At 60.2% G+C, this 24,505-nt stretch carries 23 protein-coding genes and 4 tRNA genes; 15 read left to right on the top strand and 12 right to left on the bottom strand.

Annotated features, from left to right (window positions below):
* Window positions 1-24: 24 nt before the first annotated feature.
* The 5 genes from acs to J5M57_RS10335 all read left to right on the top strand — a co-directional run bounded on the left by acs (window position 25) and on the right by J5M57_RS10335 (window position 7,524).
* A complete protein-coding gene (acs, locus tag J5M57_RS10355) occupies window positions 25-1,962 on the top strand; it encodes an acetate--CoA ligase (protein ID WP_169843350.1) in 1,938 nt (645 codons plus the stop codon).
* 51 nt (window positions 1,963-2,013) lie between these two features.
* Window positions 2,014-2,886 carry an oxygenase MpaB family protein gene (locus tag J5M57_RS10350; protein ID WP_207849086.1) on the top strand — a complete coding sequence of 291 codons (873 nt, stop codon included), beginning with the start codon at window positions 2,014-2,016 and terminating at the stop codon, window positions 2,884-2,886.
* Window positions 2,887-3,070: 184 nt separating this feature from the next.
* Complete coding sequence (locus J5M57_RS10345; RefSeq protein ID WP_064589227.1) at window positions 3,071-4,087, top strand: class I SAM-dependent methyltransferase; 1,017 nt, start codon at window positions 3,071-3,073, stop codon at window positions 4,085-4,087.
* A 192-nt stretch (window positions 4,088-4,279) separates the two neighbouring features.
* Entirely contained in the window at window positions 4,280-7,228 is a 2,949-nt protein-coding gene (locus tag J5M57_RS10340; RefSeq protein WP_207849085.1) for a DUF748 domain-containing protein, read from the top strand.
* Window positions 7,228-7,524, top strand: a complete 297-nt coding sequence (locus J5M57_RS10335; protein ID WP_064589229.1) for a DUF2845 domain-containing protein — start codon at window positions 7,228-7,230, stop codon at window positions 7,522-7,524. Before J5M57_RS10340 ends, J5M57_RS10335 begins: the two co-directional genes overlap by 1 nt.
* Window positions 7,525-7,792: 268 nt before the next feature.
* Here the strand turns inward: J5M57_RS10335 and J5M57_RS10330 are convergent, their stop codons facing one another.
* Together J5M57_RS10330 and J5M57_RS10325 are read right to left on the bottom strand one after the other, a co-directional pair.
* Entirely contained in the window at window positions 7,793-8,149 is a 357-nt protein-coding gene (locus J5M57_RS10330; RefSeq protein WP_007959598.1) for a BON domain-containing protein, read from the bottom strand.
* Between the two features lie 301 nt (window positions 8,150-8,450).
* Complete coding sequence (locus J5M57_RS10325) at window positions 8,451-8,882, bottom strand: pilin (RefSeq protein WP_064589230.1); 432 nt, start codon at window positions 8,880-8,882, stop codon at window positions 8,451-8,453.
* A 226-nt stretch (window positions 8,883-9,108) separates the two neighbouring features.
* Between J5M57_RS10325 and pilB the strand changes: the two genes are divergently transcribed.
* From pilB to yacG, 5 genes are read left to right on the top strand one after another with little or no spacing between them, the layout of a single operon-like run.
* Window positions 9,109-10,809 carry a type IV-A pilus assembly ATPase PilB gene (gene pilB, locus J5M57_RS10320; protein ID WP_207849084.1) on the top strand — a complete coding sequence of 567 codons (1,701 nt, stop codon included), beginning with the start codon at window positions 9,109-9,111 and terminating at the stop codon, window positions 10,807-10,809.
* 2 nt (window positions 10,810-10,811) lie between these two features.
* A complete protein-coding gene (locus J5M57_RS10315) occupies window positions 10,812-12,029 on the top strand; it encodes a type II secretion system F family protein (RefSeq protein WP_207849083.1) in 1,218 nt (405 codons plus the stop codon).
* A gap of 1 nt (window position 12,030) precedes the next feature.
* A complete protein-coding gene (locus J5M57_RS10310) occupies window positions 12,031-12,903 on the top strand; it encodes an A24 family peptidase (protein WP_207849082.1) in 873 nt (290 codons plus the stop codon).
* Window positions 12,900-13,523: a dephospho-CoA kinase gene (gene coaE / locus J5M57_RS10305; protein WP_064589234.1), complete on the top strand. Its 624-nt coding sequence runs from the start codon at window positions 12,900-12,902 to the stop codon at window positions 13,521-13,523. Before J5M57_RS10310 ends, coaE begins: the two co-directional genes overlap by 4 nt.
* The gene (yacG, locus tag J5M57_RS10300) at window positions 13,520-13,717 is read left to right on the top strand and encodes a DNA gyrase inhibitor YacG (protein WP_207849081.1); all 198 of its coding nucleotides are present in this window, start codon (window positions 13,520-13,522) and stop codon (window positions 13,715-13,717) included. The genes coaE and yacG overlap by 4 nt, the downstream gene beginning before the upstream one ends.
* 6 nt (window positions 13,718-13,723) lie before the next feature.
* Here yacG and J5M57_RS10295 read toward each other — a convergent pair whose 3' ends face one another.
* The 3 genes from J5M57_RS10295 to J5M57_RS10285 all read right to left on the bottom strand — a co-directional run bounded on the left by J5M57_RS10295 (window position 13,724) and on the right by J5M57_RS10285 (window position 15,158).
* Window positions 13,724-13,939, bottom strand: a complete 216-nt coding sequence (locus tag J5M57_RS10295) for a hypothetical protein (RefSeq protein ID WP_064382081.1) — start codon at window positions 13,937-13,939, stop codon at window positions 13,724-13,726.
* A 65-nt stretch (window positions 13,940-14,004) separates the two neighbouring features.
* Window positions 14,005-14,694 (bottom strand): energy-coupling factor ABC transporter permease, encoded by a 690-nt coding sequence (locus tag J5M57_RS10290; protein ID WP_207849080.1) that lies wholly within the window; start codon window positions 14,692-14,694, stop codon window positions 14,005-14,007.
* Window positions 14,691-15,158, bottom strand: a complete 468-nt coding sequence (locus tag J5M57_RS10285; protein WP_169843343.1) for an FAD/FMN-containing dehydrogenase — start codon at window positions 15,156-15,158, stop codon at window positions 14,691-14,693. Before J5M57_RS10285 ends, J5M57_RS10290 begins: the two co-directional genes overlap by 4 nt.
* 129 nt (window positions 15,159-15,287) lie before the next feature.
* On the opposite strand from J5M57_RS10285, the gene J5M57_RS10280 reads away from it, so the two are divergent.
* The 4 genes from J5M57_RS10280 (at window position 15,288) to J5M57_RS10265 (ending at window position 18,025) form a co-directional block, all read left to right on the top strand.
* Window positions 15,288-15,914 carry a DUF1780 domain-containing protein gene (locus J5M57_RS10280; protein WP_003228301.1) on the top strand — a complete coding sequence of 209 codons (627 nt, stop codon included), beginning with the start codon at window positions 15,288-15,290 and terminating at the stop codon, window positions 15,912-15,914.
* Window positions 15,911-16,438, top strand: a complete 528-nt coding sequence (locus J5M57_RS10275; RefSeq protein ID WP_207849079.1) for an MOSC domain-containing protein — start codon at window positions 15,911-15,913, stop codon at window positions 16,436-16,438. Before J5M57_RS10280 ends, J5M57_RS10275 begins: the two co-directional genes overlap by 4 nt.
* A 51-nt stretch (window positions 16,439-16,489) precedes the next feature.
* The gene (locus tag J5M57_RS10270) at window positions 16,490-16,663 is read left to right on the top strand and encodes a DUF3094 family protein (protein WP_169843341.1); all 174 of its coding nucleotides are present in this window, start codon (window positions 16,490-16,492) and stop codon (window positions 16,661-16,663) included.
* A 63-nt stretch (window positions 16,664-16,726) separates the two neighbouring features.
* The gene (locus J5M57_RS10265; RefSeq protein WP_207849078.1) at window positions 16,727-18,025 is read left to right on the top strand and encodes an NAD(P)/FAD-dependent oxidoreductase; all 1,299 of its coding nucleotides are present in this window, start codon (window positions 16,727-16,729) and stop codon (window positions 18,023-18,025) included.
* 177 nt (window positions 18,026-18,202) lie between these two features.
* On the opposite strand, the gene J5M57_RS10260 is transcribed toward J5M57_RS10265, so the two are convergent.
* The 7 genes from J5M57_RS10260 to rluD all read right to left on the bottom strand — a co-directional run bounded on the left by J5M57_RS10260 (window position 18,203) and on the right by rluD (window position 23,292).
* Window positions 18,203-18,279, bottom strand: a tRNA-Pro gene (locus J5M57_RS10260).
* A 97-nt stretch (window positions 18,280-18,376) separates the two neighbouring features.
* Window positions 18,377-18,452, bottom strand: a tRNA-Lys gene (locus J5M57_RS10255).
* A 5-nt stretch (window positions 18,453-18,457) separates the two neighbouring features.
* Window positions 18,458-18,534: transfer RNA gene (locus tag J5M57_RS10250), tRNA-Pro, on the bottom strand.
* Between the two features lie 9 nt (window positions 18,535-18,543).
* A tRNA-Asn gene (locus J5M57_RS10245) sits at window positions 18,544-18,619 on the bottom strand.
* Window positions 18,620-18,914: 295 nt separating this feature from the next.
* On the bottom strand, window positions 18,915-21,479 hold the full coding sequence (clpB, locus tag J5M57_RS10240; RefSeq protein WP_064589239.1) for an ATP-dependent chaperone ClpB: 2,565 nt from the start codon (window positions 21,477-21,479) through the stop codon (window positions 18,915-18,917).
* A 131-nt stretch (window positions 21,480-21,610) separates the two neighbouring features.
* Window positions 21,611-22,333: a peptidoglycan editing factor PgeF gene (gene pgeF / locus J5M57_RS10235; protein ID WP_207849077.1), complete on the bottom strand. Its 723-nt coding sequence runs from the start codon at window positions 22,331-22,333 to the stop codon at window positions 21,611-21,613.
* On the bottom strand, window positions 22,330-23,292 hold the full coding sequence (gene rluD, locus J5M57_RS10230) for a 23S rRNA pseudouridine(1911/1915/1917) synthase RluD (RefSeq protein WP_007963852.1): 963 nt from the start codon (window positions 23,290-23,292) through the stop codon (window positions 22,330-22,332). The genes pgeF and rluD overlap by 4 nt, the downstream gene beginning before the upstream one ends.
* Window positions 23,293-23,443: 151 nt before the next feature.
* Here rluD and J5M57_RS10225 point away from each other — a divergent pair, with 151 nt between their 5' ends.
* Window positions 23,444-24,463: an outer membrane protein assembly factor BamD gene (locus tag J5M57_RS10225; protein ID WP_207849076.1), complete on the top strand. Its 1,020-nt coding sequence runs from the start codon at window positions 23,444-23,446 to the stop codon at window positions 24,461-24,463.
* Window positions 24,464-24,505 lie beyond the last annotated feature (42 nt).

Below are 24,505 nucleotides of genomic sequence, written 5' to 3'. Positions count from 1 at the left end.
GCACAACAAGAATAAGGAACCGTCATGTTCGATATCAGCACGTTCCCCAAAGCCGATGCCGTCCGCCGGGCAGCTCAACTCAGTCAGGACGACTACAAGCGCCTGTACCGCGAATCCATTGAACACCCCAGTGCCTTCTGGGCCGAACAGGCTACCCGCTTCCTCGACTGGAGCACGCCGTGGCAGACCGTCCAGCGCTACGACCTGAAAACCGGTGAAGCCTCCTGGTTTGCCGGGGGCACACTGAACGTCAGCTACAACTGCATCGACCGCCACCTCGCGCAACGCGGCGAACAGACAGCGATACTCTGGGAAGGCGACGACCCGGCCGAATCGGCGCAGATCACCTACAAAAAACTTCATCACCATGTCTGCCGACTGGCCAACGTGCTGAAAAGCCGTGGCGTGAAAAAAGGCGACCGGGTGTGCATCTACATGCCGATGATCCCCGAAGCGGCCTACGCCATGCTTGCCTGCGCACGGATCGGCGCGATTCATTCGGTGGTGTTCGGCGGTTTCTCCCCGGATTCGTTGCGTGACCGCATCCTCGACGCCGACTGCCGCACGGTGATCACTGCTGATGAAGGCGTGCGCGGCGGCAAGTTCGTGCCGCTCAAGCAGAACGTCGACAAAGCCCTGCAAAACTGCCCGGACGTCAGCACCGTGGTGGTGGTCGAACGCACCCAAGGCCAGGTCGATTGGGTCGAGGGCCGTGACCTCTGGTATCACCAGGCCGTGCGTGACGTCAGCGACGACTGCCCGCCAGAGCCGATGGACGCCGAAGACCCGCTGTTCATCCTCTACACCTCCGGCAGCACCGGCAAACCCAAAGGCGTGTTGCACACCACCGGCGGCTACCTGCTGCAAGCGGCGATGACCTTCAAGTACGTGCTCGATTACCGCGACGGCGAAGTGTTCTGGTGCACCGCCGACGTCGGCTGGGTCACCGGCCACAGCTACATCGTCTACGGCCCGCTGGCCAATGGCGCGACCACGCTGATCTTCGAAGGCGTGCCGAGCTACCCGAGCACGTCGCGCTTCTGGCAGGTGATCGACAAACACCACGTCAACATCTTCTACACCGCGCCGACGGCCTTGCGGGCGCTGATGCGCGAGGGTGCCGGGCCATTGCAGGAAACGTCGCGCGCGAGCCTCAGATTGCTCGGCAGCGTCGGTGAGCCGATCAACCCGGAAGCGTGGGAATGGTACTTCAACGTGGTCGGCGAACAGCGTTGCCCGATTGTCGATACCTGGTGGCAGACCGAAACCGGCGGCATCATGCTCAGCCCGCTGGTGAGTGCGCAGCGAATCAAACCGGGTTGCGCCACACAGCCGATGTTCGGCGTGCAACCGGTGCTGCTCGACGAGCACGGCAAGGAAATCAAAGGCGCCGGCAGCGGCGTGCTGGCGATCAAGTCGAGCTGGCCGGCGCAGATCCGCAGCGTCTACGGCGACCCGCAACGGATGGTCGACACCTACTTCAAACCCTACCCCGGCTATTACTTCACCGGTGACGGCGCGCGCCGCGATGAGGACGGCGACTACTGGATCACCGGGCGCATCGACGACGTGATCAACGTCTCCGGCCATCGCATCGGCACCGCCGAAGTGGAAAGTGCGCTGGTGCTGCACGACAGCATCGCCGAGGCCGCCGTGGTCGGTTACCCGCACGACGTCAAAGGTCAGGGCATCTACGCCTTCGTCACCCCCATGAACGGCGTCGAGCCGAGCGATGAGCTGAAGAAAGAACTGCTGGCCCACGTCAGCAAGGAAATCGGCAGCTTCGCCAAACCGGACCTGATCCAATGGGCGCCGGCCTTGCCGAAAACCCGTTCAGGCAAGATCATGCGCCGCATCTTGCGCAAGATTGCCTGCAATGAGCTCGACAGCCTTGGCGACACCTCGACCCTGGCCGATCCGAGCGTCGTACAGGGCTTGATCGACAAGCGCCTGAATCAGTAACGTCTGCGGCGCGGTCAACCGGCCGCGCCCGTCCACCCGCAATGAGTTGTCATGGAATTCATCCGCAGCCGTATCGAACAGCAACTCATGAGCCTGACCGGGCTGTCGCTGGGTCAGCTTGACCTGGAAAATCCCAAGGGCGATCCCGGGCTGTTCGGCCCCGATTCGATCAGTTGGCAAGTTCATGGCGACTTCAGCAGCATGCTGATCGGCGGCATCAGCGCGTTGTTGCTGCAAGCCCTGCATCCGCTGGCGCTGGCCGGGGTCTGGGACCATTCGAATTTTCGTCAGGACATGCTCGGACGCTTGCGCCGCACCAGCCAGTTTGTCTCCGGCACCACCTTTGGCTCGCGCCGCGACGCCGAATGGCTGATCGAAAAAGTGCGCACCATTCACCTGCAAGTGGTCGGCACCGCGCCGGACGGCCGGCCTTACGCCGCCAGCGATCCGGACTTGCTGACCTGGGTGCATGTGGCCGAAGTCAGCAACTTCCTCGCCGCGCATTTGCGTTACCGCAACCCGCAGCTGTCGCTGGCGGATCAGGACCGTTACTACGCGGAAATCGCCGTGGTCGCCGAGCGCCTCGGTGCGCGGGACGTACCGAAATCCCGCCACGCCGTGGCTGATTATCTGCAACGCATGCGTCCACAGTTGCTGTTTGATGATCGCAGCCGCGAAGTCCTGCGCCTGCTGCTCGACGCTCCGGCTCCGAGTGTGCTGGCGCGACCGTTTGGCGATCTGATGATGAAGGCCGGTATCGACCTGCTGCCGGACTGGGCCAGCGCCATGCTTGATGTCCACCAGAGTTTGCTGCAGCGCCAATTGATTCGCGCCAGCGTCAAACGCAGTGCGCCGATGCTGCGCTGGGCAATGCGCAATGGCTCGCTACAGCGGGCCAAACGCCGAATGGGGCTGCTGACCTGATCTATGCACAGAACCTGTGGCGAGGGAGCTTGCTCCCGCTGGATTGCGCAGCGACCCTCGGAATGTTGCGAGCGCTTCGCACTCGAGCGGGAGCAAGCTCCCTCGCCACAAATCTGCGCAATGTCTCAGGGCATCGGTAACTGCTAAACTCCCGCGCCCCAATTCTCTCCAGCAAGGCGCCCGCATGTCTTCCTTGAATCAGGCGCTGCGCGCCGCCCTCGACCAACGCCAGGACCTGCTCGCGACATTGCACAGTCAGGGCACTGATTGCTATCGGCTGTTCCACGGCAGCCAGGAAGGCGCCGGTGGCTTGACCATCGACCGCTACGGTGCGCAATTGCTGGTGCAGAGTTTCCACCAGACGCTGGAACGGGATGACCTGCTGCAACTGCACGCCATGGTCAACCAGACGCTGGGCTTCGATACCCTGCTGGTCTACAACGACCGCTCCCGCGGCAACTCGCGGATTGATCGCGAAGACAGCGTCTACAAAGCCGACGACGCCGCGCTGGCGGATCTCATCGGTCATGAGTGGGGCCTCAATTACCGCGTGCGCGGGCGCCATGCCGGGCAGGATCCGCTGCTGTTCCTCGACCTGCGCAACACCCGCGGCTGGGTCAAGGATCACGCCAAAGGCAAAAGCGTCCTCAACCTGTTCGCCTACACCTGCGGCGTTGGCCTCAGCGCGGCGGCCGGCGGTGCGCGTGAGGTGTGCAACCTGGACTTTGCCGAAGGCAACCTGGCGGTCGGTCGCGAAAACGGTCTGCTCAACCCGCAACTGCCCGAGATGCAATTCATCCAGTCCGATTATTTCCCGGCAATCCGCCAACTCGCCGGTCTGCCCATCAGCCAACGGCGCGGGCAGAAACTGCCGAGCTATCAGCGTCTCGAACAGCGTCAATACGACCTCGTCCTGCTTGATCCGCCGGCGTGGGCCAAGAGCGCATTCGGCACCGTCGACCTGCTGCGCGACTATCAGAGCCTGCTCAAACCGGCCCTGCTGACCACCGCCGACAACGGCGTGTTGATCTGCTGCAACAACCTGGCAAAAGTCAGCATGGACGACTGGCGCGAACAGGTCCTGCGCTGCGCGGAAAAAGCTGGGCGTCCGGTACGCGAGTGGAGTGTGATGACCCCGGGTGCGGACTTCCCTTCCATGGACCAGCAACCACCTTTGAAAACCCTGATCCTCCAGCTCTGATAGTAATCCCCCGTGGTAGCTGCCGCAGGCTGCGATCTTTTGACTTTGATTGTTAAAAAAACAAGATCAAAAGATCGCAGCCTGCGGCAGCTCCTACAACGATTGCGGACAAATCTGAACAATCCTGCCCCCCACGATGTACTTCGGAACCGGAATCGCGTGCCATACTCCAAGGCACTCCGATTCAGACAGATGAAGCCGCACATGCCCAAAGGATTGATTCGCGCGATTGGCGCCTTGTTGACTGCTCTGGCCCTCTACAGCCTGCTGGGGTTTCTGATTTTGCCGGGCATCGCCCTGCGCATTGCCAACCAGCAGTTGGCCAACTACGCCACGGTGCCTGCGCATATCCAGCGCATCGAACTCAATCCGTTCAGCCTTGAAGTCACCCTGTGGGGCCTGATCATTGGTGAGCCGGGCAAGGAACAAGTCGGCTTCGAGCGGTTGTACGCCAACCTGCAACTCGACAGCCTGTGGACCAAAGCCCTGCACCTGGCCGATATCGAGCTGGACAAGCCGAAGACTGAAATCCTCTTCGCCAAGGACGGTCAGCTGAATTTGCTGGGCCTGTTCAAACTCCCCGCCAGCGAGCCGACCCCGGCCGATCCGAATGCCAAGCCGTTCCCGCTGCGCATCGACCGCATTCAGTTGGCCAGTGGCAATGTGCATTTCGAAGACGCCCGGCCGAGCGAGCCGATCGAGTTCCTCTACGACAAGCTCGACTTCGAACTGAAAAACCTCAGCACCCTGCCCGAAGACAATGCCGACATGACGCTGGTGGCTGCCGGCCCGGCCGGTGGGCAGATCGACTGGAAGGGCAACTTCAGCCTGATCCCCTTCACCTCTGAAGGCACGCTGAAGGTCACCGATGGCAAGATGAAATCGTTCTGGCCCTACGTGCGTGACGCGCTGCCGCTGGTGCTCGAAGACGGTGTGATCAACCTCAGCACCGAGTACAAACTCAATCTGTCGAAAGAAACCGAACTGCTGCTCAACAACGTCGCGGTGAGCATTGCGCCATTCGCGATCAAGGCGCCGGACGGCCGCCCGTTGGCAAAACTTGAACGCCTCGACGTCAGCGAAACCTCGGTGGACCTGGCCAAACAACAAGTGGTGGTCGGCAAGATTCGCAGCAACAAACTGGAAACCTGGGCCGCGCTCGAGGCCGACGGTCAACTGGACTGGCAGAAACTGTTCGCCAGCCAACCGTCCAAACCCGCAGCCAAAGCCGCGGCGGAACCTGCCAATACCCCGGCAGCCGCCGACTCTCCGAAAACATCGCCCGCGCCGAGCAAGCCATGGCAAGTGCTGCTCAAAGACGTGCAGTTGCGCAACTACACGGTGCATCTGGCCGACCGTTCGGCGAAACCGCCGGTGGCGCTGGATGTCACGCCGCTGAACATTGATCTGCAGGATTTCGACAGCCTCAACGGTTCGCCCTTCAAGGTCAAACTCGACAGCGGGCTGGGCAAACAAGGCAAGATCAACGCCGACGGCGTGGTCAACCTCGCCCCGGTCACCGCCCAGCTCAACGTGAAAACCCAGGACATCGACCTGCGCGTCGCGCAGTCCTACATCAATCCGTTCATTCGCCTTGAACTGCGCAGCGGCATGCTCGGCAGCGACCTGAAGGTCAACCTCAAGAGCACCGAGCCACTGGCACTCGGCGTGACCGGACGTGCGCAGATCGATCAACTGCATACCCTCGACACCCTGAAAACCCGCGACTTCCTCAAGTGGCAGCAAGTGGTGGTTGAAGGCATCAACTATCAACACGGTGACAGCCTGTCGATCGACAAGGTCAACCTGTTCCAGCCGTACGTGCGATTCATGATCAACGATGACCGCACCACCAACATTGACGATCTGCTGATCCCGCAACCGCCCGACAGCGGTGCGAAGACTGCCGCCGCCAAACCGGCCAGCAAGGACAAGCCGCTGGGCATTCACATCGGCGCGATTGCAATCAACGACGGCTCGGCCAACTTCGCCGACTTCAGCCTGACGCCGAACTTCGCCACCGCAGTTCAACAGCTCAACGGCCAGATCGGTACCATCGACAGTCGTCAGGCGAAACCGGCCAGCGTCGACATCAAGGGCAAGGTCGACCGCTATGCGCCCGTCACCATCAAGGGGGCCGTCAATCCGTTCGACCCAATGGCCAGCCTCGACATCGCCACCAGCTTCAAGCGTGTCGAGCTGACCACCCTGACCCCGTACTCGGGCAAATTTGCCGGTTACCGCATCCGCAAGGGCCGTCTCAACCTTGACCTGCATTACCTGATCACCAAGGGCCAGTTGAAGGCTGAAAACAAAGTGGTGGTGGAACAACTGCAACTCGGTGAGAAAGTCGACAGCCCGGATGCCGTGAGCCTGCCGCTGAAACTGGCGATTGCCCTGCTCAAGGATGTCGACGGCAAAATCTCCATCGAGCTACCGGTCACCGGCGACCTCAACAATCCGCAGTTCAGCGTGATGCCGATTGTCTGGCAAACCCTGCGCAATCTGATCGTCAAAGCGGCTGCAGCACCGTTCAAGATGATTGGCGGGCTGATCAACGGCGGCGGTTCCGAAGACCTCGGCACCGTGTCCTTTGCCCCGGGTTCCAGCGACCTGAGCAAGGACGCCGAGTCGGCCCTGGATAAACTGTCCAAAGCCCTGAAGGAGCGTCCGGCCCTGCGCCTGGAAATCGAAGGCACCGCCGCGCAAAGCAGCGACGGTCCGTTGATCGCCGAACAGCGTCTGGAACGCGAATATCAATACAACTACTACAAGATGCTCCAGCGCCGTGGCGACAAGGTGCCGGCGCAAGCCTCGCTGCTGCAGGTCCCGGAAAACGAGAAAGGCCCGTTGCTCGAAGGCATCTACCGCACCCGCCTGAAAACCCAGCCACCGGCCGAATGGAAGGACCTGGGCAAAGAAGAGCGCACGGCGAAAATGCGTGAAGGCATCATCAAGTTCTGGAGTTCCAGCGATGTGCTGCTGCGCCAGTTGGGTCAGGAACGCGCCAGCAGCATCAAGGACTATCTGGTCGACAAAGGTCAACTGGCGGATGATCGGGTGTACTTCATCGACACCAATCTGGGTGAGGCCGAAAGCGATGGCCGGGTCGTGACGCAAATGCATCTGGACGCCGAATGATGAACCACAAATGGCTGGTTGCGCTGACGTTGATACTCGCCGCCAGCCCTGCCCTGGCCTCCGACACGCTGCGCTGTGGCAGCCAACTGGTCAGCCTCGGCGACCGCGCCAGCGAAGTGCTGCAGAAGTGCGGCGAGCCGGTCAGTCGCGACGCCCTCGGCTACAAGCGCAGCGCCAATCGCCGCGAAGAGTTTCAGGTCGAGGAATGGACCTACGGCCCGAGCAACGGCATGTACCAGTACCTGCGCTTTGAAGGCAATCGCCTGCGACAGATCAACAGCAAGCGCGGCAATTGAGTCACACCATCCCTCTGTAGGAGTGAGCCTGCTCGCGATAGCGGTCTTTCAGCGGCACGTTTTGCTGACTGACACACCGCTATCGCGAGCAGGCTCATTCGTACAGTTGTTTTGTGGTGCCCCTGAAATAGAACAGGCCCCGACACAAGTGCCGGGGCCTGTAATGGTCACATCCGTGTGACCGTTCGCATGAACTCTAAAGTTGCGGCAGACGTATTGCTCGGCCCGTCTGTCGCGCCTTCTCCCGGTCCAGGCGAGAAGTCATGCCTTACTCGGCTTTCAGGCCGTCAGCGGAGACCGCTTTAACGCCTTTGATTTTCTTGGTGATGTTCACTGCGGTGGTTTTCTGAGCCTCGGTGATAGCGACTTCAGAGGACAGCGATACAACGCCCTTATTGGTTTCAACTTTGATGTCGGTGCCTGGAATGCCTTTTTCGGTTACCAGGTCGCTTTTGACTTTGGTAGTGATCCAGGTATCGGAAGTAGCTTCTTTAGCCTTGGTGACTTCACCAGCAGCCAGAGTCATTGGAGCCTGAGTAGCCTGGGTGGATTGTGCAAAGGCACCGGAAGCCATGGTCAGGGTCAGCGCGGTAGCAGCAGCGGCAGTGATAGCGAACTTCTTCATACGAGTAACTCCTGTTTTTCTGGAAAGTCTGCTGGTTGTCTTGTCAGCAGGGTTACTGGATATATTGCGAACGCTGTGCCAACTTTTAAAACAAGGTAAAATCCATATAAATCAATAGCTTACAAATATCATGAATTTTCGGATTCATGCAATTTGCATGACTTGCGCAATATTCACATGCAAGTTGCGGCTTTTTGAAAAGTTCCTAAGGTGCTGAAAATATTGGAGCTTTTGAGAACCCTTGCGCAATGAAAAATGCCCCGCATTGGCGGGGCATTCATTTATCAGCAAAGAGCTGGAATTACGTACCGCTTGCGACACAGCCTTTCGGCGAGTAGTCCGGTGCAACAGTAGTGCCGCAAGTCCATACGCCTGCACCGGTACCAGAGGAACGAGTCAGCGTGATGGTTTTAGCCAGTACCGGGCCTGGAGCGTTCACCAAGGTGCAGGTAATCGTGCCAGCACCCGTCGATGCGGTGCCACTAGCGGCCAGCGTGCAATTGGACGTCGTTGCCGTGGCGCTACCGGCGACCAGCGTCAAAGTCGGATCCGTGCCTTGATTAATGGTGTCTTCGAACGGCACTTTCAGTGCACTGATCTCCGCCAGACCCGCCGTCACTTTCGAACGCGCTTGGTACTTGGAATACTGCGGCAAGGCGATGGTCGCCAGAATGCCGATGATCGCCACGACGATCAGCAGCTCGATCAGAGTAAAGCCCTGTTGTTTTTTCATAGCCACGCTCCATGCATGAGTCGGAATCTCATGATCTGAGATGGGCTCAGCATAGCCCATGCCAACCGTGCCATGCCCCCGAATACTCGGCATGAGCGCGATGCGACGGCCTTTCCTACAACCGACAACCGCACTATCTGACACTTTTTGTCACCTGTGCCCGACGTGTTTGGCGCTGTCACTTGACTAGGCTATAAGTCATGAACGGCAAGCGTGCGGAATCCCCATGAATGACATCGCTTTGAGCGGTCTGGCCAAGCAACTGGTACAGGCTGAACTGTTGACGGAAAAAAGCGCCCAGCAGGCCTGGCAACAGGCGCAGCGCAATCGGCTGTCGCTGGTCAGCTATCTGGTGCAGAACAAACTGGTGAAGAGTTCACAGGTGGCCGAAATCGCTTCCGAGCATTTCGGCATGGCCTTCATGGACCTCAATTGCCTCGACAAGGAAACCCAGCCCAAGGGCCTGGTCAGTGAAAAACTGGTGCGCCAGCATCACGCCCTGCCCTTGTGGCGGCGCGGCAACAAACTGTTCGTGGGCATTTCCGACCCGAGCAATCACCAGGCGATCAACGACATCCAGTTCAGCACCGGGTTGAGCACCGAAGCGATTCTGGTAGAGGACGACAAGCTCACCGATGCCATCGAGAAATTCTTCGATACCCACGCCAGCGGACTCGAAGACATGGCCGATGTTGATCTTGACGGCGTGGATGTCGAATCCGTCGACGACAGCCGCCAGGACGCCATCGGCGGACTCGATGCCGATGATGCCCCGGTGGTTCGCTTCGTGCACAAGATGCTGCTCGACGCGATCAAGAGTGGTTCCTCAGACCTGCACTTCGAACCCTACGAAAAGAACTTCCGGGTGCGGGTGCGGACCGACGGCATCCTGCGCGAAGTGGCCAAACCGCCGATCCAGTTGGCCGGCCGGATTGCCGCACGCCTGAAAGTCATGGCCAGCCTCGATATCTCGGAACGACGCAAACCCCAGGACGGGCGGATCAAGATGCGTCTGTCGAAGAGCAAGTCGATCGACTTCCGGGTCAACACCCTGCCGACCCTGTGGGGCGAAAAAGTGGTGATCCGGATCCTCGATCCGTCCAGTGCGCAGATCGGCATTGATGCGCTGGGTTACGAGCCGGCGCAGAAAGACCTGTATATGGCGGCGCTCAAGCAACCGCAGGGGATGATTCTGGTGACTGGGCCAACCGGCTCGGGGAAAACCGTATCGCTGTACACCGGCCTGAATATCCTCAATACCGTCGACATCAACATTTCCACCGCCGAAGACCCGGTGGAAATCAACATGGAAGGCATCAACCAGGTCAACGTCAATCCGAAACAGGGGCTGGATTTTGCCCAGGCGCTGCGCTCGTTTCTGCGCCAGGACCCGGATGTGATCATGGTCGGCGAGATCCGCGACCTGGAAACTGCCGAGATCGCGATCAAGGCTGCGCAGACCGGGCACCTCGTGTTGTCCACGCTGCACACCAACAGCGCCGCCGAAACCCTGACCCGCCTGCACAACATGGGTATCCCCGGCTTCAACATCGCCACCTCGGTGAGCCTGATCATCGCCCAGCGCCTGGCGCGCAAGCTGTGCAGCCACTGCAAGACACCGATCGAGATCCCTCGCGAAACACTGATCAAGGAGGGCTTTGCGCCGGAACAGATCGGCAGTTTCACAATCTATGAGCCGGTCGGTTGCGATCACTGCAACGGCGGCTACAAAGGACGCGTGGGAATTTATGAAGTGGTGAAAAACACCCCCGAGCTGCAACGGCTGATCATGGCCGAAGGCAACTCGCTGGAAATCGACAGCCAGATGCGTCGCGACGGTTTCGACGATCTGCGCACCTCGGGCCTGCACAAGGCCATGCAAGGCATTACCAGCCTGGAAGAAATCAACCGGGTCACCAAGGACTGAACATGGCGGTCAAGGCAGCAAAAATCAGTGTCTACGCCTGGGAAGGCACGGACCGCAAAGGCAGCAAGGTTACCGGCGAATTGAGTGGGCAGAACCCCGCGCTGATCAAGGCCCAACTGCGCAAGCAAGGGATCAACCCCGGCAAGGTGCGCAAGAAATCCGCGTCCCTGCTGAGCTTCGGCAAACGCATCAAGGCCCAGGACATCGCGCTGTTCACCCGGCAGATGGCGACCATGATGAAGGCTGGCGTACCTTTGCTGCAGTCGTTCGACATCATTGGCGAAGGCTTCGACAATCCGGCGATGCGCAAACTGGTGGACGAGGTGAAGCAGGAAGTGGCCGCCGGCAACAGCTTCGCCACTGCCCTGCGCAAGAAGCCGCAGTATTTCGATGAGTTGTATTGCAACCTGGTGGATGCCGGCGAGCAATCCGGCGCCCTCGACACGCTGCTTGAGCGGGTCGCGACCTACAAGGAAAAAAGCGAAGCACTCAAGGCCAAGATCAAGAAAGCCATGACCTACCCGACAGCGGTGGTGCTGGTGGCGATGGTCGTCACCGGGATTTTGCTGGTGAAGGTGGTGCCGCAGTTTCAGGCGGTGTTCTCCGGCTTCGGTGCGGAACTGCCGGCCTTCACGCTGATGGTGATCGGCATTTCCGAGTTCATGCAGCAATGGTGGTGGGCGGTGCTTGGCGCACTGGTTGCGGTGTTTTTCGGTACGCGTCGCGCGTTGAAAACATCCCAGGCACTGCGTGACCGCAAAGACACCTGGCTGCTGAAACTGCCGCTGGTAGGCACGCTGATGTACAAGTCGGCGGTGGCGCGATTCGCCCGCACCCTGTCGACCACGTTCGCCGCTGGCGTGCCGTTGGTAGAAGCGCTCGATTCAGTGGCCGGCGCCACCGGCAATGTGGTGTTCAAGCGCGCGGTGCTGCGCATCCGCCAGGACGTCGCCACCGGCATGCAGCTGAATTTTTCCATGCGCAGCACCGGCGTGTTCCCCAACATGGCGGTGCAGATGACTGCCATCGGCGAGGAGTCCGGCGCGCTGGACGACATGCTCGACAAAGTCGCCGGTTTTTATGAGGACGAAGTGGATAACATGGTCGACAACCTCACCAGCCTGATGGAGCCGTTCATCATGGTGGTGCTCGGGGTCATCGTCGGCGGTCTGGTCGTGGCCATGTACTTGCCGATCTTCCAACTCGGCTCAGCGATCTGACATGCCTATCGACGAACTTTTCAGTCTGTATCCGCTGGCCTTTGTGTGCACCGCACTGCTGCTGGGTCTGGTGGTCGGCAGTTTTCTCAACGTGCTGATCTGGCGTCTGCCGAAAATGCTCGAGCGCGATTGGCGCCAGCAGGCCCAGGACGTCCTCGGCCTGCCGACCGACACACCCCTGCCCACCTACAACCTGATGCTGCCGCACTCCACTTGCCCGCACTGCGGCCATCGGATTCGTGCGTGGGAGAACATTCCCCTGCTCAGCTATCTGGCCCTGCGCGGGCGCTGCTCCGCTTGCGCCACACCGATCAGCAAGCGTTATCCCCTGACGGAACTGGCCTGCGGCCTGCTCTCGGCGTTCATCGCCTGGCAGGTGGGTTTTGGCTGGGCGGCGTGCCTGTTGATCGTCCTCACCTGGGGGCTGCTGGCGATGAGCCTGATCGACACCGAGCATCAACTGCTGCCCGATGTGCTGGTGCTGCCGTTGCTGTGGCTGGGGTTGATCGTCAACAGTTTCGGGGTATTTGTCTCACTGCACGCGGCGCTGTGGGGTGCGGTGGTCGGTTACATGGCGTTGTGGTCAGTGTTCTGGCTGTTCAAGCTGCTGACCGGCAAGGACGGCATCGGCCATGGCGATTTCAAGCTGCTGGCGTTGCTCGGCGCCTGGGGCGGCTGGCAGATTCTGCCGCTGACGATCCTGCTGTCATCGCTGGTGGGCGCGATTGTCGGAGTGATTCTGCTGCGTCTGCGCGAGCAGAAAACCTCGACGCCGATCCCCTTTGGCCCGTATCTGGCCATTGCCGGCTGGATTGCCTTGCTCTGGGGTGGTCAAATAACCGACTTCTATTGGCAGTTTGTCGGTTTGAAATGAATACCCCTGTGGAAAAACCCTGGATTCTCGGCCTGACCGGCGGCATCGGCAGCGGCAAAAGCGCTGCGGCCCAGCACTTTATCGACCTCGGGGTCCACGTGGTCGACGCCGACCATGCGGCACGCTGGGTGGTCGAGCCGGGACGTCCGGCGCTGGCGAAGATTGCCGAACACTTCGGCCCGCAGGTGTTGCAGGCCGACGGCACGCTGAACCGTGCGGCCCTGCGCCAGCTGATTTTTGAACTGCCGGAGCAACGCCGCTGGCTCGAAGCCCTACTGCATCCGTTGATCGCCGAGGAGATCGCCCAGCATCTGGCACTGGCAAAATCGCCTTACGCGATTCTGGTGTCACCGCTGTTGATCGAATCCGGGCAATACACGATGACCCAGCGCATCCTGGTGATCGATGCCCCGCAACAACTGCAGATCGAACGCACCTTGCAGCGTGACCAGACCAGCGAACAGCAGGTCCAGGCGATCCTCAAGGCCCAGTCGAGCCGCGAAGAGCGCGTGAGCCGTGCCGACGATGTGGTGGTCAACGACCGCGACCTCGCCTGGCTGCACAGCGAAGTCGAGCGCCTGCATCACTTTTACCTGACTTTATCCGGAGGCCAGTCATGAGCCCTACAACCGTCGAATGCCCAACCTGCGGCGCCCCCGTGGAATTTACCCCCGAGAACAAATTCCGTCCGTTCTGCTCTGATCGCTGCAAGCTGATCGACCTGGGTGCCTGGGCGTCGGAAGAACACAAGATCCAGGTGGCACCGGACGCCGAAGACGAAATGTTCTCCGGCGATTTCGACCCGCGCCACTGATCGCCATCAGGGCCGCATGAAGCCGTAGTCCTGATCGTCGTCGAGGTTTTCCGCCAGAAAGCGCAACTCGTCCGCCAGGTCTTCGGCGTTGCGCACCGTCTTGCTCTGTTGCACCACTGCGCTGAGCAAGGCGCGCAAGCTCAGGCCCGGATCGAAACCCACCTCCTGCGCCATCTCCAGACTCTGCCGCGTTTCCTGCCTCGCCCACTCGTACACACTCATGCCGCTGCTCCTGAAGGAATTTGGCCGAGCATGAAATGCCGCGCGGTTGGCGGATTTGATGTGGATCAAGACTTGGGATCGTCGTCCTTCCACGGCGCCGAAAGGTAGCGGGTACGGTTGAAGGTCTCCAGCCACTCGGGACTGAACACCACCAGCGCGCTGATCACCATGCCGTTGATGAACGCTTCGGGAAAAATCAGTAGCCACAGGTAGCCGATAAAATCTTCCAGCCATTCCGGCATGGCAAACAGTCCGTCGTACCAGAGCAGGCTCAGGCTCAGCACCAGGCACAACAAGGCCGACAACGCCGCCGCAAAGAATCCGGAACAGAAGATATACACAAACGGATTACGTGGCTGGGCGCGCTCGACGACGATCGCCACACACTCGGTGATCAACACCGGCAACAAGATCAGCAGCGTACCGTTGACCCCGACCGCCACCAGATCCTGACGCCCGAGCAACACCAGCCCGATCTGCGCCACCAGCCCGCCGACAATCGCCAGTGGCCAGTCGAGCAAGAGTGTCACGGCGGTCATACCGATGAAGTGGTAAGAGACGCCGGTGTCGAAATCCCTGCGCACCATCCACAACAGAAATAGCGCGAACACAGTGCCGAACAGCAAATGCTGACGGCGACTGTCACTGAACAACTCGACCCACGGCGCACGACAGATCGCCCAGACCAGCACCGGCGCGTAAATCAGCCAGCCCACCGTCAGGCTTTCAGGTGACAGCAGTTCGGCGCCGATCATGGGCGGGCCTTCTCCAGTGCCTCGTGCAACTGGGCCGCGTCGGCATACTCACGTTGTTCGAGCAGTCGGCCGTCCCTGAGTTGCAGCCACAGCACCGAGCCTTCGGCGCCCGGATAGCGCGACGCCACCCGGCCCTCGCGGTCGAGCAGGACCCGATAGCTAAAGTCGCGCATGGCCGGAACGGCGAACATTTTGGCGATCAATGCCGGCATGCGCTGGATGTCGGCGACGAATACCGCGTGACGCGCTTCCAGATAGCCTTTGGGCTGATCCTTCAACGCCTGCTTGATCAGCTTGGCGCCGTCCATGTCGCGCGCCACCAGCAGCGTCGTGGTGCGGTTGTCGAGGGTGAACGCCTGATCGTACTGATCAAGCAACGTCCAGGGCGCCAGGCGTTCGCCGACTTCAAGGGCCTGGGCCCACAGCGGAACAACAGCCAACAGCAGCAGCCAGCGATATTTCACGTTCATCCCCTCGATATGGCATTAACGGACGGTTTTCATCAGTCTACACCGCCCTTTCCGGCTGCCCACTGACACACTTTGCCGCGCGGTGCTTTCAGCTTGTCGCATTTGAACGCTAAGCTTGGGCTTATGGATGACTCAGATTACTTACGCCTGCTGACCATTGCGGCCGAGCAAGCCAACGCGTTCCTGTCCAATGCCCGCAAATGGGAGCGTGAGCGTTGGGTCTGCCAGCGCCTGCTGCAAGGCTTGAACATCCCTTACCGCGCCGACGAGTTCGCCCCTGCCGGCGAGCCGCCGGACGTGCTGTTTCGCGACGCCAACTTCGAAGTATTCTTCGTCCTCGATGAAGGGCGCCGGCTCAACGACGAATGGCGCGACGAATTGCAGCGGCGGCGCAGCGCGTTCTCGCTCAGTCAACTGGTGCGCCGTGAAGCCAAGCCGCGGCGGATTCCGGCCAACGAATTTCTGTTGCGCCTGGCGCCGACCCTGCGCAAAAAAGCACACAACTACAAGGAACGCGGTATGGATCTGGGCGAGCTGGACATCATTGCCTTCGCCAGCCTCAAGCGCGAAGTGCTGGACCTCAACAGCCACTTTCCGCCGCCCACCGAATACCTGCGCCAGGGCTGGCGCTCGCTGTCGCTGGTCGGCCCGACCTTCGCCCGGGTGCTGTTCGCCCATCCCGATGCGCCGGACTTTCTGCGCAGCAACCTGGGACGCAGCATCGTCTTCGATGTCGGGATCAGCCTGTGACACCACTGCAGCAGATGATTGCCGACGTCCCGCAGACCGGCCGCGTACGCTGGATCGGCGTGCGCCCGCAATCCCGTGGCCCGATGCTCGAACTCGATGCCGTCGAGGCACGTCTGGAGGCCGGATTAACCGGCGATCACGCCCGTCCCGGGGCGCGTAACGCGCGACAAGTCACGCTGATTCAGTTCGAACACCTGGCCGTCATCAGCGCGCTGATGGGCCGGCCTGAAGATCAACCGGTGAGGCCTGAAGATCTGCGGCGCAATCTGGTCATCAGCGGCATCAATTTGTTCAGTCTCAAGGGGCGGCGCTTTCGCATTGGTCAGGCCATATTCGAAACTACTGGCTGGTGCCAGCCCTGCGCGCGCCTGCAAAACAACCTCGGCCCCGGCACCTTTCAAGCGGTGCGCGGGCATGGCGGAATTACCGCACGAGTGTTACAAAGCGGGATCATTCGCCTCGACGACGGTGTTTCGGTCGAACCGGTTCCGGCCAGTGGCTATGCTGCGTTCAACCCGGGATAAAAACTGCTGTAGCTTCCCCACCTTCAGCAACGTCTACCTGACGAGGCCTTTATGACCAGCCGCCTGAACCCCGAAGACCAGAAGCATGTCGAAGAGTACCTGCAGTTGTCCCAACACCGAGTCGAGCGCCGGCCTTTCCGGCCGTGGATGCTCCTCGTGCTGGTGGTTGCAGTGACCGTTGGTCTGGGCCTGCTGAGCCGACTTATCAGTTACCTGACGCTATGAGCTGCCTCGCGCTCGCTCGGGTAACCGCACCGATTTCCTTTAAAAACCTTGCGAGTTATCCCCATGTCCCATCGTATTGTTATTGTCGGCGGCGGCGCCGGCGGTCTGGAGCTGGCTACCCGTCTGGGTAAGACTCTGGGCAAGCGCGGCACGGCCAGTGTGATGCTGGTCGACGCGAACCTGACGCACATCTGGAAACCACTGCTGCACGAAGTGGCCGCCGGATCGCTGAACTCTTCCGAAGACGAACTCAACTATGTTGCCCAAGCCAAATGGAACCACTTCGAGTTCCAGCTGGGGCGCATGAGCGGGCTTGATCGCGCAGAGAAAAAAATCCAGTTGGCGGCGACCTACGACGAGAACGGCGTAGAGCTGGTGCCGGCTCGTGAAGTGCCGTACGACACGCTGGTGATCAGCGTCGGCAGCACCACCAACGACTTCGGTACCCAGGGCGCAGCGCAGCACTGCCTGTTTCTCGACACCCGCAAACAGGCCGAGCGCTTCCACCAGCAACTGCTCAACCACTACCTGCGCGCCCATGCCGGGCAGACCGACGTGATCGAACAGATCAGCGTGGCCATCGTCGGTGCCGGCGCCACCGGTGTCGAACTGGCGGCAGAACTGCACAACGCCGCGCATGAGCTGGCGGCATACGGTCTGGACCGGATCAAACCGGAAAACATGCACATCACCCTGATCGAAGCCGGCCCACGGGTGCTGCCCGCCCTGCCGGAGCGCATCAGCGGGCCGGTGCACAAGACTCTGGAAAAGCTCGGGGTCAACGTGATGACCAACGCGTCGGTCAGCGAAGTGACCGCCGACAGTCTGATCACGGCCGATGGCAATGAGATCAAGGCCAGCCTGAAAGTCTGGGCCGCCGGTATCCGTGCGCCGGGTTTCCTCAAGGACATCGATGGTCTGGAAACCAACCGCATCAATCAACTGCAAGTATTGCCGACGCTGCAGACCACCCGTGACGAAAACATCTTCGCCTTCGGTGATTGCACCGCCTGCCCGCAACCGGGTTCGGATCGCAACGTGCCGCCACGTGCACAAGCCGCGCACCAACAAGCGTCGCTGCTTGCCAAATCGCTGAAATTGCGCATCGAAGGCAAATCCCTGCCGGAGTACAAGTACACCGACTACGGCTCGCTGATTTCGCTGTCGCGTTTTTCGGCTGTGGGTAACTTGATGGGCAACCTGACCGGCAGCGTGATGCTCGAAGGCTGGCTGGCGCGGATGTTCTACGTCTCGCTGTACCGCATGCACCAGATGGCGCTGTACGGGCCGTTCCGCACGGCAATGCTGATGCTGGGCAGCAAGATCGGTCGCGGGACTGAGCCACGCCTGAAGCTGCACTGATCTAAAAAATGTGGGAGCGAGCCTGCTCGCGCAAGCGGTGTGTCAGTCGACGCCATTGTTGAATGACACACCCCCTTCGCGAGCAGGCTCGCTCCCATATTTGTTTCTGCGGTGCGATCGAGAGTTTTTTGCAGGCAAAAAAAATCCCCGTATCTTTCGATACGAGGATTTTTAATATGGTCGGGGTAAGGGGATTCGAACTCCTGACATCCTGCTCCCAAAGCAGGCGCGCTACCGGACTGCGCTATACCCCGGTAAAAAAAAGGCGATCTTTCAAAGATCGCCTTCTTCGATCAGCGCTTTTGGCCTCTGATCTTAAGATTCGATCCCAGTGTAACCTGGTTTCAAAAATGGTGGGTCGTGTGGGATTCGAACCTACGACCAATTGGTTAAAAGCCAACTGCTCTACCAACTGAGCTAACGACCCAAAAATGGTCGGGGTAAGGGGATTCGAACTCCTGACATCCTGCTCCCAAAGCAGGCGCGCTACCGGACTGCGCTATACCCCGGTTTGAAATTGGCTCCGTGACCAGGACTCGAACCTGGGACCCAATGATTAACAGTCATTTGCTCTACCGACTGAGCTATCACGGAACTACATATTTCAATTTACAACGGTGAATCTTACAGCTTCCAGACATCGTTCGCATCGCTGCGTTCGTGTGTCTGAGGCGCGCTATTCTACAACCTAGAACACCTCTGTCAACCCCCTAAATCGCTTTCAAGTTAATGATTTGCAACTTATTTCAGATTTCAGCTCAGTGAGCTGAGATGCTGCGGGTGACTGACTGCGGGGCGCACTTTACAAGCCTTTTCCTTAGAGTTCAACAGCCTAACGAAAAAAAGGCCTCGCAAAGCGAGGCCTTCCTTATTTCATTGGCTTTGCCGCTCAGTCGAAAACGATTTCGTCGTTCACGACCTTGCCGGTCGCCGTGTCGCCCGGCAGGAAATGCCCCGACAGGATCAACTGCGCCAAAGGGTTTTCGATCCAGCGCTGGATCGCACGTTTGAGAGGACGTGCGCCATAAACCGGGTCGTAGCCAACGGCAATCAACTTGTCCATCGCTTCCGGACTCAGTTCCAGCTTCAGCTCGCGCTCGGCCAGACGGCTGCGCAGACGGCCCAGCTGGATCTCGGTAATGCCCGCGATCTGATCCCGCGCCAATGGCTCGAAGATCACCACTTCGTCGACCCGGTTGATGAACTCGGGACGGAAGTGACTGGTCAGCGCGTCCATCACCGCTGCCCGCTGCGCCTCACGATCTCCCACCAGTTCCTGGATCTGCGACGAACCGAGGTTCGAGGTCATGACAATCACGGTATTGCGGAAATCCACCGTGCGCCCGTGGCTGTCGGTCAGTCGTCCATCCTCCAGCACTTGCAGCAGGATGTTGAACACATCCGGGTGCGCCTTCTCGACCTCATCCAGCAGGATCACCGAGTAAGGCTTGCGACGTACCGCTTCGGTCAGATAACCGCCCTCCTCGTAGCCCACGTAGCCCGGTGGTGCACCGATCAGTCGTGCCACGGAATGTTTCTCCATGAACTCGGACATGTCGATCCGCACCATCGCCTCTTCAGTATCAAAGAGGAATTCGGCCAACGCCTTGCACAGCTCGGTTTTACCGACACCGGTCGGGCCGAGGAACATGAACGAGCCGCTCGGACGATTCGGATCCGCCAGCCCGGCACGGGAACGCCGTACCGCGTTGGACACGGCCACCACCGCCTCGTCCTGACCGATCACACGCTGGTGCAACAGGCTTTCCATCTTCATCAGCTTGTCGCGCTCGCCTTCGAGCATTTTCGATACCGGAATACCGGTCCACTTCGAAACGACTTCGGCGATTTCCTCTTCGGTCACCTTGCTGCGCAGCAACTGGTTTTCGCTCTTGCCGTGCTGGTCGACCATTTGCAGGCTGCGCTCCAGATCCGGGATCACCCCGTACTGCAATTCGGCCATGCGGTTGAGGTCGCCTTTACGGCGCGCGGCTTCCAGTTCCTGACGCGACTGCTCGATCTTCTGCTGAATCTGCGCCGAACCCTGCACCTCGGCTTTTTCCGAGTTCCAGATTTCTTCCAGGTCCGAGTACTCACGCTCAAGGCGGACGATTTCTTCCTGGAGTTTTTCCAGGCGCTTCATGGCCGCTTCATCGCTTTCTTTCTTCAGTGCCTGGGATTCCACCTTCAACTGAATCAGGCGGCGCTCCAGACGATCCAGCACTTCCGGCTTGGAGTCGATCTCCATGCGAATGCGGCTGGCGGCCTCGTCGATCAGGTCGATGGCCTTGTCCGGCAACTGCCGGTCAGTGATGTAGCGATGGCTGAGCTTGGCCGCGGCGATGATCGCGCCGTCGGTGATCGCCACCTTGTGGTGCACCTCATAACGTTCTTTAAGGCCACGCAGGATGGCAATGGTGTCTTCTTCGCTCGGCTCGTCCACCAGGACTTTCTGGAAGCGCCGTTCGAGGGCCGCGTCCTTCTCTATATATTGGCGGTACTCGTTGAGCGTGGTGGCGCCGACGCAATGCAGCTCACCGCGCGCCAGTGCCGGCTTGAGCATATTGCCGGCATCCATCGAGCCTTCGCCTTTACCGGCGCCAACCATGGTGTGCAGTTCGTCGATGAACAGAATGATCTGACCTTCCTGCTTCGACAGTTCATTGAGCAGGGATTTCAGGCGTTCTTCGAACTCACCGCGGTACTTGGCACCGGCAATCAGCGCGCCCATGTCCAGCGACAACAGACGCTTGCCCTTGAGACCATCCGGCACTTCGCCGTTGATGATGCGCTGGGCCAGACCTTCGGCAATCGCGGTTTTACCCACTCCAGGCTCGCCGATCAGCACCGGGTTGTTCTTGGTCCGGCGTTGCAGAACCTGAATGGTGCGACGAATTTCGTCGTCACGGCCGATCACCGGATCGAGCTTGCCCTCCTCGGCGCGCTTGGTCAGGTCAACGGTGTACTTGTCCAACGCCTGACGCGACTCTTCGTGGTTGGCGTCATTGACGGCCTCACCACCGCGCAGGTTGTTGATCGCGTTTTCCAGGGCTTTCTTGCTCACACCTTGGCCGAGCAGCAGTTTGCCGAGCTTGCTGTTCTCGTCCATCGCGGCGAGCAGCACCAGTTCGCTGGAAATGAACTGGTCGCCCTTTTGCTGGGCCAGGCGATCGGCCTGATTGAGCAGGCGCGCCAGATCCTGCGACATGTTGACGTCGCCGGTCGGGTTCTGGATTTTCGGTAATTGATCGAGCTCTTTGGTCAGCTCTTTGCGCAAGCTGTTGACGTCAAAGCCTACTTGCATCAACAGGGGTTTGATCGAACCACCCTGCTGTTCAAGCATGGCTTGCATCAAGTGCGCCGGCTCGATGGCCGGATGATCGTGGCCAACGGCCAGGGATTGGGCGTCGGATAACGCCAACTGTAATTTGCTGGTTAAACGGTCTATACGCATGGGTCACCTTCCTTTTGAGCAGGCCGGACCTAAGAAACCATCCTGAATAAAGAAACCTGCCAGATACCACTGTAGATGCGGTCGATTCTGGGAGATTCAAGCGTCAGAGAGTTGATTCAGGTCAGGCAAGTCTAGCGGGTGAGCCAAACGAGGGAGGCAAAGCGACCGGTGCGCGACGCACGGCGGTAAGAAAAGAAGCGCGGATCGTTCACGGTGCAGAAACCGCCGCCATAAACCGCAGTGACACCTCGCTCAGCCAGACGCAGGCGCGCCAGCAGGTAGATGTCGGCCATGAACTTGCCAGCATTGTGGCTTGGGACGAAGGCTGATGCCGCCTCGGGGAGTTGATTGACGAAGACTTCACGTACTTCCGGGCCGACCTCAAACGCTGTCGGGCCGATGGCCGGGCCGAGCCAGACCAGCACGTCCGCCGGAGCGGTGTCGAGATGATCGAGGGTAGCTTCAAGCACACCCGCCGCCAACCCGCGCCAACCGGCATGAGCCGCCGCAACGCGCGTGCCGGCACGATCACAGAACAATGCCGGCAGGCAATCAGCGGTCATGGCCGCGCAGGCAATACCCGGAGTGGCCGTCCAACTGGCATCGGCGGTGGCGACCACAGCCGGATCAGCATGGGCCACGACGATCCCGTGCACTTGCTGCAACCAGGCAGGCTTGATCGAGAAGTGATCGGTCAGACGCCGACGATTCTCGGCAACGGCCTCCGGGCGATCATCGACATGATCGCCGAGGTTGAGGCTGTCGAACGGCGCCTCGCTGACACCCCCCTCGCGGGTGGTGACGCAGGCCCTGACGCTGGCCGGCGCAGGCCAGTCCGGCGTCAGCCAGTTCATCCGACGAATGCCTCGCGATCCTGCTTGAGCAGGGTCAGCAGCCAGACGAAATCTTCCGGCAGCGGCGATTCCCAGCTCATGCGCTCACCGGTGGTCGGATGATCCAGCTCGAGGAAACGCGCGTGCAGGGCCTGACGCGGGAAGTGCTTGAGCGACTCGACCATGGTCGGGTTCGCGGCAGGCGGAATGCGGAAACGACCGCCGTACGCCGGGTCGCCGACCAACGGGAAGTTGATGTGCGACATATGCACACGGATCTGGTGGGTCCGACCGGTTTCCAGTTTGACCCGCACATGGGTGTGCGAACGGAACCGCTCCAGCACGCGGTAGTGGCTGACGGCCGGCTTGCCGCCTTCCATCACCGCCATGCGCTGGCGCTGCTGGCCGTGACGGCCGATCGGGGCGTTGATCTTGCCACCGGCCGTCACCACGCCGATCACGATGCACTCGTAGATCCGGCTGACGCTGCGGCTTTGCAGCTGTGCAACCAGTTTGGTCTGCGCCTGAATGGTCTTGGCCACCACCATCAGACCGGTGGTGTCCTTGTCCAGGCGATGCACGATACCGGCGCGCGGGACATTGATGATGTCCGGCACGTGGTGCAGCAAGGCGTTGAGCAAGGTGCCATCGGCATGGCCGGCAGCCGGGTGCACAACCAGGCCCGCAGGCTTGTTGATGACCAGGATGTCGTCGTCTTCGTAGACGATGTCGAGCTCGATGTCCTGGGCGATCCATTCGCCCTGGGCTTCCTGCTCGGCAGTCAGCTCAAGGATGGCACCGCCGTGCACGATGTCGCGGGGGCGGATGACCGCTCCGTCCACAGTCAGGCGACCTTCTTTGATCCAGGCGGAAAGGCGCGAGCGTGAGTGCTCAGCGAAGAGTTGGGCGGCGACTTGATCGAGGCGTTGGCCGCCCAAATCGGACGGCACCTCTGCGCGAAGTTCAATTTTATCGGACATGCTCTGACTGGGCGTCGGCACAGCCTTTGGTTTCGGCTGCGCGCTTGTGGTTAAATACGGCGTCTTTTGCCCCGAGGCTTTTCAACGGGGCGCTCATCATAACAGGACGGCCCCGCCCAAGACAGCGGCCGTCATAGGGACGCAAGCCGCCATGCAAGTGAAACACCTGCTGCTGATCGCCATCCTCGCATTGACCGCTGCTTGCTCATCGAAGGAAGTCGTCGACGAAAACCTGAGCGAAGCCGAGCTGTACCAGCAGGCTCAGACCGACCTGGACAACAACAGCTATACCAGTGCCACGGCCAAGCTGAAGGCTCTGGAGTCGCGCTATCCGTTCGGTCGCTACGCGGATCAGGCACAGCTTGAACTGATTTATGCCAACTATAAAAACTCTGAGCCGGAAGCTGCCAAGTCCGCCGCCGAGCGTTTTATCCGTTTGCATCCACAGCACCCGAACGTGGACTACGCCTACTACCTCAAGGGCCTGACCTCGTTCGACCAGGACGTCGGCCTGCTGGCGCGCTTCCTGCCGCTGGACATGACCAAGCGTGATCCGGGCGCTGCCCGCGACTCGTACAACGAGTTCGCCCAACTGACCAGCCGCTACCCGAACAGCCGCTACGCGCCGGACGCCAAGCAGCGCATGATCTACCTGCGCAACCTGCTGGCTGCCTACGAAATCCACGTGGCCGACTACTACCTGACCCGTCAGGCGTATGTGGCTGCCGCCAACCGTGGCCGTTACGTGGTGGAAAACTTCCAGGAAACCCCATCGGTCGGCGACGGCCTGGCGGTGATGACCGAGGCTTACCAGCGTCTGCACCTGGACGACCTGGCCGCCACCAGCCTGGAAACCCTGAAACTCAACTACCCGAACCACCCAAGCCTGCAGGATGGTCAGTTCGTGCCTTCGGTTGCCGAAGCCGACAACCGTTCGTTCCTGAGCAAGGCAACCCTGGGCCTGATCGAATCGCGTCCACCGCTGCCGCCGGGAGAAACCCGCGCCAACCAGGACGTGCAGAAGCAGTTCCAGGACGCGAAAGACGCGATCCCGAACGAGCTCAAGCCTAAAGACGACAATGGCGACGTGATCGAAGAAGAACACGAAGCCACCGGCAACAATGACGACCGCTCGTGGTTCAGCTACATGACCTTCGGCGTGTTCGACTGATCACACCGGCTGTCCAAAAAAGGGAGATCTGCGGATCTCCCT

The sequence above is a fragment of the Pseudomonas sp. 86_A genome (assembly GCF_017491705.1).
GTDB lineage: Bacteria > Pseudomonadota > Gammaproteobacteria > Pseudomonadales > Pseudomonadaceae > Aquipseudomonas > Aquipseudomonas koreensis.
The sequence above is the reverse complement of the archived record's forward strand: the minus strand, read 5'-3'. Positions and strand labels throughout refer to the sequence as shown.